At 61.1% G+C, this 18,162-nt stretch carries 13 protein-coding genes and 5 pseudogenes; 9 read left to right on the top strand and 9 right to left on the bottom strand.

Annotated features, from left to right (window positions below; all coding sequences use genetic code 11):
* Nucleotides 1–187 precede the first annotated feature (187 nt).
* Nucleotides 188–1,921, bottom strand: a pseudogene (gene treF / locus JCM25414_RS17560) (alpha,alpha-trehalase TreF); the annotation flags it as partial.
* A gap of 158 nt (nucleotides 1,922–2,079) precedes the next feature.
* Here treF and JCM25414_RS17565 point away from each other — a divergent pair.
* The 3 genes and pseudogenes from JCM25414_RS17565 (at nucleotide 2,080) to tldD (ending at nucleotide 4,762) form a co-directional block, all read left to right on the top strand.
* A complete protein-coding gene (locus JCM25414_RS17565) occupies nucleotides 2,080–3,039 on the top strand; it encodes an MFS transporter (RefSeq protein ID WP_051535713.1) in 960 nt (319 codons plus the stop codon).
* On the top strand, nucleotides 3,036–3,206 hold the full coding sequence (locus JCM25414_RS23665) for a hypothetical protein (protein WP_199897600.1): 171 nt from the start codon (nucleotides 3,036–3,038) through the stop codon (nucleotides 3,204–3,206). The genes JCM25414_RS17565 and JCM25414_RS23665 overlap by 4 nt, the downstream gene beginning before the upstream one ends.
* A 93-nt stretch (nucleotides 3,207–3,299) precedes the next feature.
* A pseudogene (tldD, locus tag JCM25414_RS17570) lies at nucleotides 3,300–4,762 on the top strand (metalloprotease TldD).
* A gap of 95 nt (nucleotides 4,763–4,857) precedes the next feature.
* Here tldD and JCM25414_RS05745 read toward each other — a convergent pair.
* Entirely contained in the window at nucleotides 4,858–5,292 is a 435-nt protein-coding gene (locus JCM25414_RS05745) for a hypothetical protein (protein WP_242403386.1), read from the bottom strand.
* A 54-nt stretch (nucleotides 5,293–5,346) separates the two neighbouring features.
* Nucleotides 5,347–5,763, bottom strand: a complete 417-nt coding sequence (locus JCM25414_RS05750; protein WP_025841011.1) for a hypothetical protein — start codon at nucleotides 5,761–5,763, stop codon at nucleotides 5,347–5,349.
* A gap of 182 nt (nucleotides 5,764–5,945) precedes the next feature.
* On the opposite strand from JCM25414_RS05750, the gene JCM25414_RS05755 reads away from it, so the two are divergent.
* Entirely contained in the window at nucleotides 5,946–6,209 is a 264-nt protein-coding gene (locus JCM25414_RS05755; RefSeq protein WP_025841012.1) for a DksA/TraR family C4-type zinc finger protein, read from the top strand.
* Nucleotides 6,206–7,114: a hypothetical protein gene (locus JCM25414_RS05760; RefSeq protein ID WP_025841013.1), complete on the top strand. Its 909-nt coding sequence runs from the start codon at nucleotides 6,206–6,208 to the stop codon at nucleotides 7,112–7,114. The genes JCM25414_RS05755 and JCM25414_RS05760 overlap by 4 nt, the downstream gene beginning before the upstream one ends.
* 131 nt (nucleotides 7,115–7,245) lie before the next feature.
* Here JCM25414_RS05760 and JCM25414_RS05765 read toward each other — a convergent pair whose 3' ends face one another.
* The 6 genes and pseudogenes from JCM25414_RS05765 to JCM25414_RS17575 all read right to left on the bottom strand — a co-directional run bounded on the left by JCM25414_RS05765 (nucleotide 7,246) and on the right by JCM25414_RS17575 (nucleotide 12,933).
* Complete coding sequence (locus JCM25414_RS05765) at nucleotides 7,246–8,181, bottom strand: 2-hydroxyacid dehydrogenase (protein ID WP_025841014.1); 936 nt, start codon at nucleotides 8,179–8,181, stop codon at nucleotides 7,246–7,248.
* A gap of 123 nt (nucleotides 8,182–8,304) precedes the next feature.
* Nucleotides 8,305–9,060: a 2-keto-4-pentenoate hydratase gene (locus tag JCM25414_RS05770; protein ID WP_025841015.1), complete on the bottom strand. Its 756-nt coding sequence runs from the start codon at nucleotides 9,058–9,060 to the stop codon at nucleotides 8,305–8,307.
* Nucleotides 9,061–9,273: 213 nt separating this feature from the next.
* A complete protein-coding gene (locus JCM25414_RS05775) occupies nucleotides 9,274–9,846 on the bottom strand; it encodes a hypothetical protein (RefSeq protein WP_148300962.1) in 573 nt (190 codons plus the stop codon).
* A 367-nt stretch (nucleotides 9,847–10,213) separates the two neighbouring features.
* Nucleotides 10,214–10,693, bottom strand: coding sequence for a YaiI/YqxD family protein (locus JCM25414_RS05785; protein WP_025841018.1), 480 nt, complete (start codon nucleotides 10,691–10,693; stop codon nucleotides 10,214–10,216).
* A gap of 137 nt (nucleotides 10,694–10,830) precedes the next feature.
* Nucleotides 10,831–12,354, bottom strand: coding sequence for a Do family serine endopeptidase (locus tag JCM25414_RS05790; protein WP_025841019.1), 1,524 nt, complete (start codon nucleotides 12,352–12,354; stop codon nucleotides 10,831–10,833).
* A 133-nt stretch (nucleotides 12,355–12,487) separates the two neighbouring features.
* Nucleotides 12,488–12,933: pseudogene (locus JCM25414_RS17575) on the bottom strand (nucleoside deaminase).
* 162 nt (nucleotides 12,934–13,095) lie between these two features.
* On the opposite strand from JCM25414_RS17575, the pseudogene JCM25414_RS17580 reads away from it, so the two are divergent.
* The 4 genes and pseudogenes from JCM25414_RS17580 (at nucleotide 13,096) to JCM25414_RS17585 (ending at nucleotide 18,156) form a co-directional block, all read left to right on the top strand.
* Nucleotides 13,096–13,835 (top strand): annotated as a pseudogene (locus JCM25414_RS17580) (gamma-glutamyl-gamma-aminobutyrate hydrolase family protein).
* A complete protein-coding gene (locus JCM25414_RS05805) occupies nucleotides 13,832–14,638 on the top strand; it encodes a pseudouridine synthase (protein WP_025841020.1) in 807 nt (268 codons plus the stop codon). The pseudogene JCM25414_RS17580 and the gene JCM25414_RS05805 overlap by 4 nt, the downstream one beginning before the upstream one ends.
* Nucleotides 14,638–15,192, top strand: a complete 555-nt coding sequence (gene rsmD / locus JCM25414_RS05810) for a 16S rRNA (guanine(966)-N(2))-methyltransferase RsmD (RefSeq protein ID WP_035442741.1) — start codon at nucleotides 14,638–14,640, stop codon at nucleotides 15,190–15,192. The genes JCM25414_RS05805 and rsmD overlap by 1 nt, the downstream gene beginning before the upstream one ends.
* Nucleotides 15,193–15,415: 223 nt before the next feature.
* Nucleotides 15,416–18,156: pseudogene (locus JCM25414_RS17585) on the top strand (DNA translocase FtsK 4TM domain-containing protein).
* The last annotated feature ends 6 nt before the right edge of the window (nucleotides 18,157–18,162 follow it).

An 18,162-nucleotide genomic window follows, 5' to 3' on the forward strand; every position in this document is an offset into this window, starting at 1 on the left:
CAGGTTTGGCTGGTGCGGAAGGCGAAACCTGCGGACCAACAGCACTATAAGGATCACTGGGGGGCAGAACGTCGATGGGCGTCTGATTTGCCAGAGGGTTGTGCTTGAGGATCTGCGCAGTATCGCCGGGATAGCGGCGCATCAGCCCAAGCAACGTGCCATTGGTCCAGCCGAACCCGACCTGCATTGGGTATTCGCCGCCGCCCTTGCCACCTGTGGCGCTGATCTCGGGCGATTCCACGTCATATTTTTCCAGCAGCACACCCGATTTCTCATAAGTGCCGATCACGCGTGCCATCCATCGCCTGGCTATGGTCTCGCCGAGATCGCTCGCTCCGTAATTATTGAGCCCCTTGATGGCCATCCATTCTTCGGGCGCCCAGCCATTCGGCGCATCCCATTGCTGACCGCTCTCATGATCTGTCGCCATGATACCCCCAGCCCGAAGCAACCTTGCCTGTATGGTGTCCGCCACTGCCAGCGCCTGGGCCTGGGAAGCAAGACGAAGGAAGAGCGGCATGGCGGTCGCGGCAGACAGCACATCTGTCGATTGACCCTTGCGCCAGTCATAATCGTAAAATGCGCCTTTCTCATCGTTCCAGAAAATGCGCCTGACAATGGCCGTACGCTCATCGGCACGCTGGCCGTAAAGCCTTGCGAGTTTGCGCTGACCGGTCAGGGCGTAGCCATGCTCAAGCGTCTGCTCGAGATGCACGATCAGGCAGTTGACCTCGATAGGGGCGAGATCGGTGGTGTGGATGGTGGCAAGGGTATGCCCGTCGGCCAACCAGCGCGACGAGAAATCCCACCCCGTTTCGGACCCGGCACGCAGGTCGCGATACACTTCCGAAGGCGCGCGTGTGCTGGCACGGGCGGCGGTCGCGACATCTTCGGGATAGCTCTCGTCGCGCGGCGTATCGAGATCGTCCCAGTGGCGCAAAAGCAGCGTGCCATCGGAAAGGCGCACCAGATGACGATAGGCCTGACCCGGCTTGAGTGTGTCGGCGCCTTCCATCCAGTAATCATATTCCTTCTGCAATTCCGGCAGAAAATCGCGGTAGGCGCCCTGTCCGTCATGCTGCGCCAGAAGATCGACCATCAGGGAGAAGAAGGGCGGCTCGGAACGGCTGAGATAATAGGTGCGCGTCCCGTTGGGAATATGGCCATAACGATCAATCAAGGACGCCATATCCTTGATCATCCCGCGCAGCAGATCCCATTGCCCGGTCTCGTAGAGGCCGATCATGGTGAAATAGGTGTCCCAGTAATACAGCTCGGAAAAACGACCGCCTGGCACGACATAGGCATAGGGCAGAGGCAAGAGAGACGAATAGGCCATGGGCTTGTCGGGCTGACGTGTCAGCACGCCCCACATACCCTGAATATAATCATAGATGTTTTCATCAGCCTTGCGCCGATACGACACATCACGGCGAAGCGGGGGCGAGAAATGCTGGGTGTAAAACGCCTTGATGTTGAAATCGGGATGCTTGCGCTGCGCCTCCCAGTCCTGAAGCAGCTTCGCCGGCGCCTCATCGGGGCGTGAATCGGCAATCGTCTTGAAGTCCGGGGCCAGATGGGCGCCGCCGATTGCTGCAAACAGACCGCCCATCGCAATAGACGGCGACCGTAGATCCTGAGGCACCGAGGCCACATGAAGAGACTGAGCCGCCTCGCTCGCTACAGTTTCACGTGGGCCTGGCGCCGGGCCGGTGGCCTGGGCCGATGCAGCACCCTCCGCTGAATCAGGCCTGGCGTTGGGCGCTGCGCCCGAGGACGTCGGTGATGCCTGCGTGTCTCGTGATGCCGTTTGCCCCTGATCGGCAGCCTGCGCCATAGCTGCTTCAGACGACGCACCAAGGACAACCAGTGAAGCGCCGAGCAGCAGGAAATGCGAGAAGGAAAGGCGTTGTCTCGTCATGCGGTCTCCTTGAATGTCGATCCGATACGGTCGGGTCTACCTTCTCTGACCACGGGTTTGAGGCAACATCCTGTCAGAGATGTGACTCGAGCCCCGTGAGGTTTTGTGGCGCTCTGCTCTCCCTCGACGCCAGACACGCCAGAAAAAGGGGATGCCGGATGAACAAGGCAGCATTGAAGAGGTTGCAAAACAGCACGTGCGCCGTCTTTTTTCTGGTCGGAGTCGTGTCAGCACTCTGGTCCTGCCTCGTTCCGGTGGTGAAGCACCATGCAGATCTCGACGATGGCGAGCTGGGGCTGCTGCTGCTCTGCCTCGGTATAGGATCGATCATCGGCATGCCTTTGGCAGGGCAGTTTGTCAGTCGCTGGGGGTGCCGCATTGTCGCAACGGGCGGGCTCGGCCTTGCCGGTTCGCTGCTCATGCCTCTGGCCCTTCTGCATGCCGTGCCGCTTCTGGCCGCATCGGTATTCGGCCTCGGCATGGGGTTGGGCGCGGTCGAGACGGCCTTGAATATCCAGGCCGTCGATGTCGAAAAGCAGAGCGGCAGGCCAATGCTTTCGGGCTTTCACGCCTTTTTCAGCATTGGCGGCGCGGCGGGGGCCGCCGGGCCTCAGCTTCTGGCCCTGATAGAGGCGCAGCCCTGGGTGAGCGTGCTGATCGGCGAGCTGGGCATGATCGGGCTGTTCTGCGCGTCATGGCGCGGCTTGCTGAACCACGCGGAGCCGGGCGGTGGCGCCGGGTTCGGCCTGCCACGCGGCATTGTCTGGCTGCTCGGCCTTCTGACCTGCATCGCCTTTCTGGCCGAAGGCGCCGTGCTCGATTGGGGCGGCGTCTATCTGGCAGGCGAGCGCGCTTCTTTCGACATCACACCGGGCTGGGGCTACGCCGTTTTTGCCACGGCCATGACATTTGGTCGGCTGACCGGCGACCGTGTCGTCGCCAGGGCCGGGCCGGTCCTGATCGTGGCAGGAGGTGCACTCTGTGCAGCTCTGGGTTTCGCCCTCGTAGTGCTTGGCCCCAATGCGGTCAGTCTGCTTGGCGGTTTCGTGCTGATCGGGTTGGCTGCGCCAATATCGTGCCGGTGCTTTACGCCTCTACCGGCAAGCAGACTGTCATGAAGACCAATGCTGCCGTCGCCGCCATCACGACCATGGGCTACGCGGGTATTCTGGCGGGGCCGGCCCTGGTCGGCGCTGTGGCGCATCTCAGCAGCCTCACAACCGCTTTTTCTCTTATCGCCCTGCTGATGGTCTTTATTGCCCTCAATGCCCGTCTCGCCCGATAAGTCGCGTCTTTTTCGGGCTTATGGCCGCTTTCCCCTCGCATTCGGCGGCGGGACACGCCATGTGTCAGGCTCAAGAAGGAGCTTTTCGTACCCATGCCGATTTTTGCCGAAGATGCGCCCCTTTCTGCTCTTGCTGTGACGGATCGTCTGTTTTTCGAGCGGCAGGACAGCACGCTCACACGCGATGAGGCAGAGAAGATCGTCACAAAATCGCTCGACGGCATCGAGGATGGCGAGCTTTTTCTCGAATATCGTGAGAGCGAGTCCATCGTCCTTGATGACGGCGTCATTCGGTCGGCGAGCTTCGATACGTCATCGGGTTTCGGCCTGCGTTCCGTCATCGGCCCCGAGACCGGGTTCGCCCATTCCGACGAAATCAGCAAAAGCGCGCTCGAACGGGCGGCCGGCGCGGTCTCTGTCGTGCGTCAGGGGCGCAGCGGCGCGCTTTCTGCCCCGCCCCAGGCCACCAACCGACGGCTCTACGCGCCGGAAAGCCCGCTGAGCGATACTGATTTTGCTGCCCGTGCTGCCGTTCTGGGTGAGATCGACGCCTATGCGCGTGGCCTCGGCCCTGAAGTGGTACAGGTCTCGGCCAGCATCGCCACAGAATGGCAGGCCGTGCAGATCATGCGCGATTCAGGCTTTCGCACAGCCGATCTGCGCCCGCTGGTACGGCTGAATATCTCGGTCGTGCTCGAACGTGACGGTCGGCGTGAAAGCGGCAGCCGCGGCATGGGCGGGCGCTATACGCTTTCGCGCCTTCTGGGCCGTGAAACCTGGCAGGAAGCCGTCGATGAAGCCGTGCGTCGCGCCAGGGTTAGCCTCGATGCCAGCCCCGCCCCTGCCGGCGAGATGGATGTGGTGCTTGGTCCGGGCTGGCCGGGCATTCTGCTGCATGAAGCAGTCGGTCATGGGCTTGAAGGGGATTTCAACCGCAAGGGCACCTCCAATTTCAGCGACATGGTCGGCAAGCGCGTTGCCGCTCCCGGCGTCACGGTCGTCGATGACGGTACGCTCGCCGAAGGGCGCGGCTCGCTGACCATTGACGATGAAGGCACGCCTTCGGGACGCACGGTCATGATCGAGGATGGCATCCTGCGCGGTTTCATTCAGGACCGTCTGAACGCTCGCCTCATGGGCGTTGCCCCGACAGGTAACGGGCGCCGCCAGTCCTATGCCCATGTGCCCTTGCCGCGCATGACCAATACGCTGATGCTCGGCGGCGAGGCCACGACAGAAGAGATGATCCGCTCAACAAAGCGCGGTCTCTACGCAGTCGATTTCGGTGGCGGTCAGGTGGACATCACGTCGGGCAAGTTCGTCTTTGCGATGTCAGAGCCTATCTGATCGAAGACGGCAAGGTGACACGTCCAGTCAAAGGCGCGACGCTCATCGGCAACGGCTTCGATGCCATGAACAAGATTTCGATGATCGGACAGGATGTGGCCCTCGATCCCGGGATCGGCACCTGCGGCAAGGCCGGTCAGGGCGTGCCGGTAGGGGTGGGACAACCAACCTTGAAACTGGCGGGCCTCACGATTGGCGGCACAGCCTGATTTTCATCTGCAAGTCTATCGCGTTCGTCAGGCTCGTAGGCTGAAACGACGCAGGCGCGAGGGGCATCCTCGTCGCCCCTCCTCATGAAACAGGCTCAGCGGGTGCGTCTGGTACCCATTGCCATGCCTGCCACCATGGCGGCATAGACCAGTGCCATCTCCTTTTTGGAAAAAACCAGCTCCCAGCCAGGGGTAAAGCGTTTGGGCGTCGCTTTGTAATCGGCAAATGCCGCCACCGGTCCCAGAGCAAGCGTCACCAGCAACGCACGAGCGCGACCGGGCTTCCTGCCCAGCGCCAGATCATAGAACACAGACCAAAAGAGCAAAGCGGCTACATTCGTCGCAATACCCGTCCCGCTATGTTTCAGGTCGAAATCCCTGACTTCAGCTGCGTCAGACCCAGCCAGCCAATGGGCAGTGCAATTGACACCCTGAGCTGCACTGAGTCCGCGCTTGCGCGCCAGCATCATAAGAGCCGCATTGCAGGTGAGGGAACCGATCAGGGTCGAGGCAAAGAGGCGCGTACGCATTGGATTGATCCTTGAAATATTCGGGCTGATACCGGGCCACCCTTGTGAGCCGGTTTAATAAAGAATGAGACAGATCGCGCCGCCGATAATTCCCATCGTCCAGAAGATCGACACCACGATACGGTGGCGTATGGCGCGCAACGCCAGCAGACGCATCAGCGGATCGAGATGCTCTTCTTCATGACCTGCCCTGGGCTGCGAGTCAGGATCGGGCCGGACAACCAGACGGTTTTCCGGGCTCACCTGCACCGCCGTACACCAGTCATGACGCAGCTTGTCGAGTTCGATGCGGCGATAGAAAGCTTTGCCACGCAGCATCAGCCGCGACGGCCCGCAACGAAAGAAACGCAATGCACGGAAAACGCCGGGAGCAAGGCCAAGATGGGCCGCCGCCTGAACCGGGTCGAGCAAAGTCTGCACAGGAAGCGGCGTTATCGTGCTGCCGCTCCGGTCTTCCCCCGATCGTGTCATGCACCATGCCTCCCATCCTCGTGAACGGTGAGAAGCGGCGCGGGTTCAGTGCGCGGCAAAACCATATGAGAAAAGCCCTCAACGCCTGATGAAAACGGGTTATTTGCGCCTTTTCTCCCCCTTTTATCCCTGTCCCGTCATCGCAATATTCAAGTTCTGTCACGATAGGGGAGAATACGCTCATGGCGACCGGCTGGGCTCCCGATGGAGCCGTTCAGGACCAGATCGACGATACGATTGCCGATGCCGTCAATCGCGCGCGCCACGCCATGCCCAAAGGGGAAAGTGCGGAGGAATGCATCGAATGCGATGAACCCATCCCTGAGGCGCGACGTCGTGCCGTACCAGGTGTTAAACTCTGTGTTGCCTGCCAGAGCGCACGCGACAGCCGCCCAGTCTTTACCGGCATCAACCGCCGAGGCAGCAAAGACAGCCAGCTTCGATGAACAAGACGATACGGATCGGCGCTCTTGTCGCAGCCTTCGCGAGGTTCGGGTCAGATCCGGTGCTGGCACAGGAAAAATCCGATTGTATCGAACGTGCCGTGACCCTGCCGCTTCTTGGCGGGCGGGGCGACTCCCCCATCCTGCCCGCCACACTTGATGGGAAAGAAATTGCCCTTTATTTCTCCAGCGCGTTCGATGCGCTCTATGTGGGCAATATGGAGGGCTTCGAGACCGAGGATATGCATAAGACGGTCTCGATCATGACCAATCGCGTGCATACCGAAACACGCCCCGTCATCAAGGCGGGGCAGCTCAAGCTGGGCACGCTCGATCTGCAAACACCGGACATGATCCGCCTCGACGATTATCCGATGCAGCAAATCGGCATACGCCCCCTGATCGGTACGATCGGCAGTGTCTTTTTTGAAAACCTCGCCGTGCTGCTCGACATGCCTCACGGTGTTTTCGCCTTGATCCGCTTTCGGCAGGATTCGGCCTGCGCCGAAGCGCCGTCTGATTTCATCGGCTCCGGCGCGCAGGCTCTGTCGCTGTCGGGCAATGATTCCGTGACCGGGCAGATCGATGGCAGGAAACGGGAGCTGACCCTTGATTCAGACGTGCCTGTCACGACGCTGCCCGCAAACTGGCTGAACTTGCCCAAGACAGACACCACGAAGGAGGAACGCAACCCGACCGTTGCACTCTATGGTGCGCTGCACTCCCTGCTTCGTCGCACGACGCTCGGTAACGCAAGCATCGGCTCCCTGTCTTTGAACGGTACGCCTGTCTTTGCGCAGACCGATCTGGCGTCGGTCTGCTCGGTGTCGATTTCTTCCGGTCGCATATCGTGTTGTTCGATTATCCCAATCACCGGGTCTATCTGCTTCCCGCCCGCTCGCAGGTGACCCGCGCAGGCGCCGGACTGCATTTCGACCGCTTTCGCAAAGGGCAGGCCAGTGTAAACGACAAACGCTGAACCCTCTCCGCGGCAGGCACGCCGCTCGCACTACGAAGCCTCAGCGCGAGAATAGAAGCGTCAGAGCACAGGGGTCAGCAAGGGCTTGCCCTGAAAGAAGGCCGCCAGATTGTCGAAAACCAGTCGTCCCATGGCGTGGCGGGTTTCAAACGTCGACGTGGCACGATGCGATTGCAGCACCACATTGTCCAGACCGTAAAACGCTTCAGGCACATGAGGCTCATCGGCAAAGACGTCGAGCCCTGCCCCACGTATCGTGTTGTCGCGCAGCGCCTCGATCAGAGCCTCTTCGTCGACGACCGAGCCACGTGCCACATTAATCAGAAAGCCCTTCGGCCCCAAGGCTTCGAGAATGTTACGGTCGACCATATGGAATGACCGTGCGCCCCCCGAAACGCAGAGCACCAGCACATCGGCCCAATCGGCCAGAACACGTAATTCAGGATAGAACGGATAGTGCGGCGTATCGGTCTGCTGGCGCGAACTGAAATAGGCCACGGCCATATCGAAAGACACCGCCCGTTTGGCAACAGCCTTGCCGATGGCGCCAAATCCGGCGATCCCGAGCTTCTTGCCCTTGATCGTCCATGAATTGACGACCGGTTCGTGCGCCCATTTCCCGGCACGGACGAAGCGGTCATTGCAGGAAATGCCACGCACGACGTCCAGCATCAGCCCGATGGCCATATCGGCCACATCATCAGTCAGAACGCCCTGAGCTGTCGCAAGACGAATGCCCCGGCGCCGACACTCATCAAGGTCGATCTTGTCGATGCCCACCCCGTTGACCGAGATGATCTTCAGATTGGGTAACAGATCCATGACCGGTCGGGGCAGACCGCTACCACCGCCTGTGGTCACCCCTTCGATCCGCCCGGCCAAAGGCGTCAGCGCTTCGATCGAGGTGAACTGATGCAGGCGAAAAGGCGTGCCGAGCTGCTCGTTGAAGCTCTCTGGCATGGGGTCGATCATGATAATATCGGTCTTGCTGGCCATGACTTGTCCATCTTGCAGGTTGCGGGGCCTTCGACCCTAGGAAGAACGCCGCCGGGACGCTCATCACCTTGGCGTTATGCCGTTACGGTGGAGCGCCGCTCACCCTTGCCGATAGTGTCATGTTCAAAGACGGAACGGTGCGCCCAGCCGCGCCTCGACGGGAAACAACCCCTCGAAAGAAACGCAGATTTCGGCAGGGTCATCGAGAAACAGCGTGCCCATGGTCGAACCTGTGGTCACGATATCGCCTGCACGCAGCGGGCGACCGCGCTCAACGGCATGATTGGTCAGCCAGGTGAGCAGACGCAACGGATCGCCTGCCTTGTTGCCCCCCTGCTGGTCGTACCGCTTTTCGCCATTCACCAGCATGGTCATGGGCAGGGTCGTCGGCGTGAAATCGCGCCATGACGTAACACCGCGCCCCACGACGAGCACGCCATGACTACCCTGATCGGCCAGATGCGAGAGGTTATGCTGCGAATTCGGCGTCACGAAACGCGTATCGAGCAATTCAATCGCGCCATGAATGGCTCCAATCGCCTCGGCGACCTCGTCTTTCGTCCAGGGTTCGGCCCTTGCCGGCAGATCGTTCCTGAACGAAAAGGCGATCTCTGCCTCGACCCCATGGAAGCGGCAGAAAGACGGCGAAAGATCCTGCCCGCTCTCGAACACCGTAGCCCGATGCAGCGGTGCGCAAGAGGGCAAGGCCGTGGGGGTTGCCGCGCCCACTTTCCACCCGACGATCTCCCCCTTGCCGGTCTCGCTCAACGCACGAGCCACGACATCCTGCACCGCATAGGCGGCTTTCGGATTAATGGGGACAATGGTCTCGGGAACGGTCTGCAAGGGCTTGTTGGTGCGTCGGGCTTCCAGCAACATCGAGGCGAGAAGGCGTCGGGGGCAGTCTCGCTGGCCGTCTCAAGCGTGGTCGTGGAGAAAGGAGCATTCATGAAATCGGTCATTCCCGGATGATTAGGCGTCAATGAAATAGCTCGATCAGGCAGATCAGCGTCCTGGTCCAGAGGACAAAGCGGAATCGCCCCGATCAGTCAGAAAACATGACACGCCTGTAAGAATTTGGCCATCTTTCCTTTAAATTTCATGCGCGCATGAAAGAGGTCCCGCCTCGGCAGGGACTGGCGTATCAAGACCCAAAGCGCGAAAGAACTGCAGATCAAAGTTTTGCGACAGGATCCGCGTCGCAGCACTGGTCAGGGTCACACAGACCACGCCTGCCAAGAGTGCGGCTTTACCGGTCCAGAGAGCATTCATGGCTTTCTGCAAAAGCGTCATCAAGACTATCGGCAGAAAGACGATCACGGAACTCCAGAAAATATAACTCCAGACATGCCCGCTCATGGCCTCAAAGCTCTGTCTGATACGAAACTGCGGTCGCGCGCTTTTCCACGCGACAGAACTCATAGCGAAGCAGCAGGCAAATATCCAAAAGCACGTTATTCCTGCAATTGTCAGAACCAAAAGAAGAAACAACTCCAGTCCCGCACTTGCATCGGCGGGCAGTAATGCGGGCATCTTCACGATTAGCACCAGAGCGCCCCCCAGTATGATCTCGCAAACCGCTTCGGTGCATGCAGACTTCAGAGCACCCCAGTCCATCCGCCAGAGATCAGGTCCGGACCAGGTGGTCAGGGCGCAACGGGTCACGACGAGGCTAAGGAACCACAAGGCGACTATTTCGAATAACGTATGGTGTTCCCATGGCTCCTGCGACTGCCCCCGGGTTTCGCGACAGACGCCTGCAGGATGTGCGTGATGAGATTGATCACGCACCCCAACGCGATCATGCCGACCATTGGGATCAAGACGTCCAAGCGATACAGAAAGCGCCAGTCCGTACTCTGCCTGAAGAAATGACCTGCTTGCCAGAACGATATCGTCTTCTCAAGTCGTTTCGCCACGTCATTCGCCCTGTGCAGATATAATCTCCAAGACTATTTCTACACCTTTACCTATGCAGCAATGGCGCCATCACGACCTGTTCTTATACCCCGACCTGTCAGCTATTTTCTTTTTAATCCGGTGGCAGCACCATAGGCCGTAAACGCGGCTTGCGGGCCTTGTTAACCAGCGTGTCGAGCGCGGAGAGAAAACGGGAACGGTCAGCCTTGCCGAAAGCGGCCCCGCCGGGTGTCATCATGCCTGCCGAACGCAGATCGGTCATGAGATTGCGCATGGCCAGCGCCATACCGATGGCATCGCCATCGAGAATCCGGCCCTTAGGCTCGATCACATGGGCCCCCTTCTCGACGCAGCGTGCCGCGAGCGGAATATCGGCGGTGATGATGATGTCCTGCTCACAGGCGCGTTCGGCAATCCAGTCATCGGCCACATCGGGCCCCGCATCGACCACAACACGTTCGATCAAGGGCGAGTCCGGCAGCGCGATCATGCGGTTGGCTACAACGAACACATGCAGGCCATAGCGTCCGGCAACGCGATAAACTTCGTCTTTCACCGGGCAGGCGTCGGAATCAATGAAGATGCAGGTCATGGCACCACTTTGCCGCAGCACGGCGGGCGCCGCAAACGCCGCACGACAAAGCGGCATACATAAAAAAAGGAGCGAGGTCCGAAAACCCCGCCCCTTTCGCATGTCAACTCCGGAGCATACCGGGTAACCGGTCTGAGTCAGTTACCCTCGTCGCTGCCATCATCATCGGCATCGCTCCCGCCGGGTGCTATGGCGATGAAGATCTGCTGACCATCGCGCAGCACACGCAGAAGGATCGGCTGCTTGCTCTTGAGCACACCACGCACGGCTGTCAGTACGGCGCGGGGGTTATCGACCGCCGTATTGCCGACGGCCTGAATAATGTCGCCGGGGCGCACACCGGCCTGCTCCGCAGGAGAACCGGCCGCGATCTGGTTGATCACAGCACCCTTTACAGTGTCGTCGACGCCAAGCTGCTGGCGCATATCCCGAGAAAGTGGCGTAAGCGAAATACCGATCTTGCCGCTACCGGACTGGCTGCTGTCATCGCCGGACGTCGCGTCCTGACCTTCACCGTCTTTCGGCATATTGCCGATCTTGGCCGTGATCGTCTGCGTCTTGCCATCGCGAAGCACGGTCAGCGCAGCATCGGTGCCCGGCTTCATCGAGACGGTATGCACGACGAGATCATGCACGCTCTTGATCTTGGCGCCGTTGAGCGCCGTCACCACGTCGCCACTTTTCAGACCTGCCTTGTCGGCCGGGCCGCCCGGCGTCACCTGTGCAACCAGCGCCCCTTCGGGCGGTGCACCCGGCTCGCTGGGCTTGAGGTTCAGCGCCTGAGCCAGGGTCGGGGAGATGCGCTGCATCAGCACGCCCAGATAGCCGCGCGTCACATGGCCCGAGGTACGGAGCTGATCCACCACGCTCTTGACCGTGTTCGACGGAATGGCAAACCCGATGCCGATCGAACCACCCGAGGGTGAAATGATGGCGGCATTCACACCGATCACCTTGCCATTCTGGCTGAAGAGCGGACCACCCGAATTGCCATGATTGATCGGCGCATCGATCTGGATGAAATCGTCATACGGACCTGCATTCAGATCACGCCCACGCGCCGAGACAATACCGGCCGTGACCGTGCCACCCAACCCGAAAGGATTGCCCACAGCCACCACCCACTCGCCGGGCTGAACATTGTCGGAATCACCAAGCTCGATGAAAGGCAGTTTGCCGTTCGGCTTGATCTTGAGCAGCGCCACATCGGTCTTGGGGTCGCGTCCTATAATCTTGGCGGGCAGGGTCGTGCCGTCGTCGAGCGTCACGGAAACCTTGGTCGCGCCATTCACCACATGGTTGTTGGTGACGATATAGCCGTCATTGGAGATGATGAACCCCGAGCCACGGGCCTCAACCGTGCGATGAGGCTGCTGCTGCTGTGGCGCCATCTGGAACGGGAAGGGGAACGGGAAAGGCATCTGCTGGCCACCGCCACCGCCGCCCTCTTCCTGCTCGGCTACATCGGCACGAATATGCGAGGTGATGGAGACGACTGCAGGCTTCACCTGCTTCACCAGATTGACGAAGTTCGGCAGCGTCTGGAGCTGGGTCTGGGGCGTGATCGGCCCTTCTGCCCATGCGGGAGAGGACACACCGGCGCCAATGGATAGCGCAGTGGCTGCGACCAGAGCCAGTGAACGGAATTTCCGTGAAGGCATCAAACGTACAAGCATGGCGTCAGTCATGATCTTTCCAGCGTTGGCACCAAAAGGTGCGGTGTGGTCAATCAAACTTATGAAGCCGCTTCGGGTTCGTCCAGAATAGGCATACGTAAAAACGTGGTAATCCGTTTCATGAGACGCGCGTTTTCCGCAATGTTATGAAAAATTCCCTCAATATTCGAGCATTTTCCTGCTCGCTTACGCCTCCGACCACTTCAGGGCGATGCAGACAGCCGGGCTGCTCAAAAATACGTGGCCCATGATCGACCCCGCCGCCCTTGGGGTCATAAGCACCGTAGACCACCCGCCCGAGACGGAAATGCACCATAGCCGCCGCACACATCGGGCATGGCTCAAGCGTCACGACCAGCGTGCATTCTGCCAATGAACGCGAGCCCAGCGCCATTGCTGCTGCCTGCATGACCAGAATCTCGGCATGGGCGCTCGGGTCCTTGCGCTGCTCCACCTCGTTACCGGCCTGGGCGATAACATGTCCGCCCGGCCCCAGAACACAGCGCCCACCGGCACCTCACCACGTGCAGCCGCTTCCCGCGCTGCCGCCAGCGCCGCCTGCATGGGCGTTCCCACAGCGACCCGGCCTGACTGCTGCCTGTCTGACCGATCATCGGGCGTGCTACGCGGGGATTTTTCGGACACACTCTCTCCCACTCATGGATAACCGGACGACAGACACTCAGGCGCTTTCTGTTTGCGCCAAACCCTGTTTACATCGTCGCCATGACACGCGCACCTCTCATAGGCCTCACCCTCGATATCGAGCCGGGCGGACCGCAGGCCTTCTCGCGCTGGCCCTATCATGCCTTGCGCCAGAACTATTTCAGTGCCCTGATTGCCGCGGGTGCCTGCCGGTCGGCCTGCCTCATGACCCTGCGCTGGCCGCCCCCCTGATGGCACGTCTCGACGGTCTGGTCGTGGCAGGGGGCGCCTTCGACCCGGACCCCGCCCTTTATGGCGAAGTGCTCCATCCCTGCACAACGCTCAAGCCCGGCCGCACCGATGCCGAACTCGCCTATATCGCCGCAGCCCGCGGCCGAGCCCTGCCCATTCTCGGCATATGCGGTGGCATGCAGCTCATGGCCATCGCCTGGGGCGGCGCGTTGTTCCAGCATCTGCCCGAACAAGCCCCCGGTCCCATCGCCCATGAGCAACCCAACCCGCGTGACGAGGCTGGACATGAAGTGAGCGTCGTCCCCGGCACGCTTCTCTCACGCTGCACCGGTCAGGCAGAAATGCGCGTCAATTCGTCGCATCATCAGGGCGTGCGCGACCCCGGCAGCCTCACAATCAGCGCCTGCGCAGCCGATGGGCTGATCGAGGCGATCGAGACGGCTGACGGAATTTTTCGTCTGGGGGTGCAGTGGCACCCGGAATTCGCTATCGATCCAGGCGATGCGCGTCTATTGGCTGGATTCATCGACGCGGCCCGACACGCGACACCACAGGACAGACGAGCATGACCGAAGAACAAAAGGGCGAGCGCATCGCCAAATGGATGGCCCGCGCAGGCGTAGGCAGCCGACGCGACATCGAACGCATGATCGAAGCCGGGCGTATCCGCATGAACGGTTCGTCTGTCGAGCATCCTGCCACTTTCGTGCAGGATGGCGATATCATCCAGCTCGACGGCAAGGTGGTCGGCAGCAAGGAACACACGCGCGTCTGGCGCTATCACAAGCCTGACGGGCTGATGACCACCCATCGCGACCCGCAGGGCCGCCCCACCGTGTTCGACTCCCTGCCCGAGGGCATGCCACGCGTGGTGAGTGTCGGGCGTCTCGACATCAATTCCGAAGGTCTGCTTCTGCTCACCAATGACGGTGAACTGGCCCGACGCCTCGAACTCCCCTCGAATTCCTGGATACGCCGCTATCGCGTGCGCGTGTTCGGCGTGGTGGACGAGCGCAAGCTGGCCGCCCTCGCCCATGGTTCGGAATTCGAAGGCGTGCGCTACGGCGCCATTGAGGCCGGTCTGGACTCGCAGAAAGGCGATAACGCCTGGCTGACTGTCAGCCTGCAGGAAGGCAAGAACCGCGAAATCCGCCGTGTCATGATGGGGCTCAATCTGCATGTGAGCCGTCTGATCCGCGTTTCCTACGGCCCCTTCCAGCTCGGCACGCTGCAAAAGCGCGAGATCGAAGAGGTTCAGGGCAAGATCCTGCGCGAACAGGTGCCTGGCCTCGCCGCCGCTCCGCGTCGCGTCCGCCGCGTCGTGAAAGACAAAACCATCGACAGTGCCAGCCCGGAAGCCGAAGAAGAATAATGCGTATCGTCGGCGGTGAGCGCAAAGGCGTCGCCCTTCAATCTCCCCGGGGCGAAACCACCCGCCCCACCTCCGACCGCGCCCGGCAGGCCGTATTTGACATGCTGGCCCATGCACCCTGGGCCGGGGCGGATTTCCTGCGAGAAGCCAATGTGCTCGACGCCTTCGCCGGTACGGGTGCCCTCGGACTCGAAGCCCTCTCCCGCGGTGCCGCCTCTGCCATTTTCATGGAGCAGGACCGCAGCGCCCGCGCCGTGATATCAGCCAATATCCGCGCCTGTCGCTTCGACGATCGCGACCTCTCCGTACTGACCTGCGACGTTACCCGCGCCCCTCGTGCCACTCGCCCCTGCACGCTGGTCTTTCTCGACCCGCCTTACGGCAAGGAGCTCATCCCTGCCGCCCTAAAGGCCCTGACGCGCTCCGGCTGGATCGCGCCCGAGGCGGTGATCGTCGCTGAAACTGCCGTGAAAGACGAACTCGCCGTCGACCTTCCCCTGCTGACCGAACGACGCTTCGGTGTAGCGCAGGTCAGGATCTGGCGGGCTTCGTGATCCCGGGGCTCCGCTCTAACCCACGAAGGAACAGGCCCCTCCGATCCCTGCTTCATTCAATCAGGTTTCCAGAGGACGACTGTCCTTTGCCGGGGGGCGGGGCAGTGCCCCACGTGATACGAAATTGGCGGAAATCGGTCCTTTTTTGCTCTCGTCTCGCCGCGTTGTTCCGCTATAGTTCTGCCACACGACAGGTATAGTTTCAGACGATGCTCGACGCCCCATGCGCGGGGTGCAACGTATTGCGCAAGCACAGGAAGATGTGAATTTGGCTTTGCTCAGCCGCTGGTTCTCTCCCGCAAATGCCTCGCCCAGACTACGCAGCCAGTTTCATGACCGGCTGACGGAGCTCGGCGGGTTTGTCCTGCTCGCTCTTGCACTTGCCCTCGGTGTAGCCCTGTGGAGCTATAATCCGCAGGACCCGTCTTTCGATACCGCCACCACGGCTGTGCCGACCAATCTTCTGGGGCAACCCGGTGCAACGCTGGCCGACGGGCTGGTGCAATGGCTGGGTCTGGCCAGCGCGCTGCCGATCATCGTCATGCTGTGCTGGGCCTGGCAGATCGTGCGCCATCATGCACTCAGCGTGCCCATTCTGCGTTTTGTCGCCTTTCTGTGCCTGCTGCCGGTTGCGGCGGCGCTGATCGCGACCTTGCAGGTTCTGATGCCGGTCCTGACTACAAGCTGGCCTTCACGGGCGGGGCTAGGCGGGCAGCTCGGCCTCGTTCTGGCCGATCATCTGGTGGCAACCGGGCGGGCCACACTTGGCCGGGCGGGCGGCGTGCTTTTCTCGCTGCTGGGCCTGTTGCTGACCGTGCTGCTCGTCCCGCTTGCGGTGGGACTGCGTCGCAGCGAGTGGCGCGCCCTCTTCAGTGGAGCCCGCTCCGTGGGCAAGGGGTCGGAGCATCTGGCACGACGCATGGGCAATAGCGCACGACAGACGACACCGCCGGACTGGAGCAGCTACGAGCCGGTCGAGGCGAACGCCTACCGCCATGAGCACCCTTATCCCTCGCCCAGACAGACCAGCGAGACGTCACGTCAGCCGTTCATTCCGGCCAATACGGGGTGGCTGCAGCCACCGGAGAAAAACGAGGAGGCGCTGCCGGCGCTCGCGAACGCCCAGACACAGACCGCTCACGCACAAAAACCCCAGACACGACCGCAAACTGTCCCGGTGACCGAACCGCCAACGCCTGCCAACCCTTATGCGATGCAGCTGGCACAGATCTCCCGCGATCAGGAGAGCGGGCCACGTCCCGCCGCCGTGACGCGTTATGCCGAGATAGAGGACTCTGCGCCTTATGCAGAGGAGCCCCCTACCAGACCGCAACCGCAGGAAGAACCCAAGCGCGGCTTTTTCGGCTTCGGGCGGGCGCGTGCAGAGCGTCCCAGCCAGGAACAGCCCGCTGCCGCTGCGCGTCAGGGTTGGGAAAGTGCTGGCTGGCAGCCGCCTTCGCTCGGCCTGTTGCGCAAGGCTCCCGCCCATGGGGGGAACGGCCCTTCCAACGAGGTATTGCAGGCCAATGCGCGCCTGCTGGAGCAGGTGCTGTCGGATTACGGCGTGCAGGGGCAGATCGGTGATATTCACGCCGGGCCGGTCGTTACGCTTTACGAGCTGGAACCAGCGCCGGGCATTCGTTCAGCGCGTGTTATCGGTCTGGCCGATGACATTGCACGCTCGCTCTCAGTGCTGAGCGTGCGTATCGCCACCGTGCCGGGCCGTAATGTGATAGGCATCGAAGTGCCTAATGCCTCGCGTGAAACGGTGTATTTCTCCGAGCTGCTCGACACGCCGGAATTCCATGAGCCTGGCGCTCAGCTTCGTCTCGCGCTGGGCAAGGATATTGCGGGCAACCCGGTCTATGCCGATCTGGCCAAAATGCCGCATCTGCTGATCGCGGGTACCACGGGCTCAGGTAAGTCGGTGGGCGTGAACGCATGATCCTGTCGCTGCTCTACCGGCTGACGCCGGAAGAGTGCCGCCTGATCATGATCGACCCGAAAATTCTCGAACTCTCGATCTATGATGGCATTCCGCATCTGCTGACGCCGGTCGTTACCGAACCTAACAAGGCTGTCGCCGCGCTAAAATGGACCGTGCGAGAGATGGACAAGCGCTATCGCTCAATGGCCCATCTGCAAGTGCGCAACATCACCGGCTATAACCAGCGCGTGCGTCAGGTGCGCTCGACGGGCGAACTGGTGACGCGACGCGTGCAGACGGGGTTCGACCCGGAAACGGGTCAGCCCGTGTTCGACGAGCAGCAGCTCGCACTGGAGACCATGCCGCATATCGTAGTGGTGATCGACGAAATGGCCGATCTCATGATGGTGGCAGGCAAGGAAATCGAAGCTGCCGTGCAGCGTCTGGCGCAGAAGGCACGCGCGGCGGGCATCCATGTCATCATGGCCACGCAGCGCCCGTCGGTTGACGTCATCACAGGCACTATCAAGGCCAATTTCCCGACGCGTATCTCGTTTCAGGTCATCAGCAAGTTCGACAGCCGCACCATCCTTGGCGAGCAGGGTTCCGAGCAGCTGCTCGGCCAAGGCGACATGCTCTACATGCAGGGTGCGGCGCGCATCACGCGCGTGCATGGCCCCTTCGTGACTGACAGCGAAGTCGAGGACGTGGTGGCCGATCTGCGCAGCAAGGGTGAACCGATCTATAATGACGAGGTGATTTCAAACCTCGAAGACGAAGGCGGTAGTGCTTCGTCAAGCGGCAATGGCATGAGCGGCGGCGGATACGACGCCGAGGCCAGCCTCTTCGATCAGGCCGTCGATCTGGTGACGCGTGAAGGCAAGGCCTCGACGTCGTTCATCCAGCGTCATCTGTCGATCGGCTATAACCGCGCGGCCAAGATCATCGAGCAGATGGAGAAGGAAGGCATCGTGAGTGCGGCCAACCATGTCGGCAAGCGCGAGGTTCTTGCCCGTCGCCAGCGCGACGAAGACTGACCCCCC

It is taken from the genome of Asaia platycodi JCM 25414 (genome assembly GCF_000614545.1).
Classification (GTDB): Bacteria; Pseudomonadota; Alphaproteobacteria; order Acetobacterales; family Acetobacteraceae; genus Asaia; species Asaia platycodi.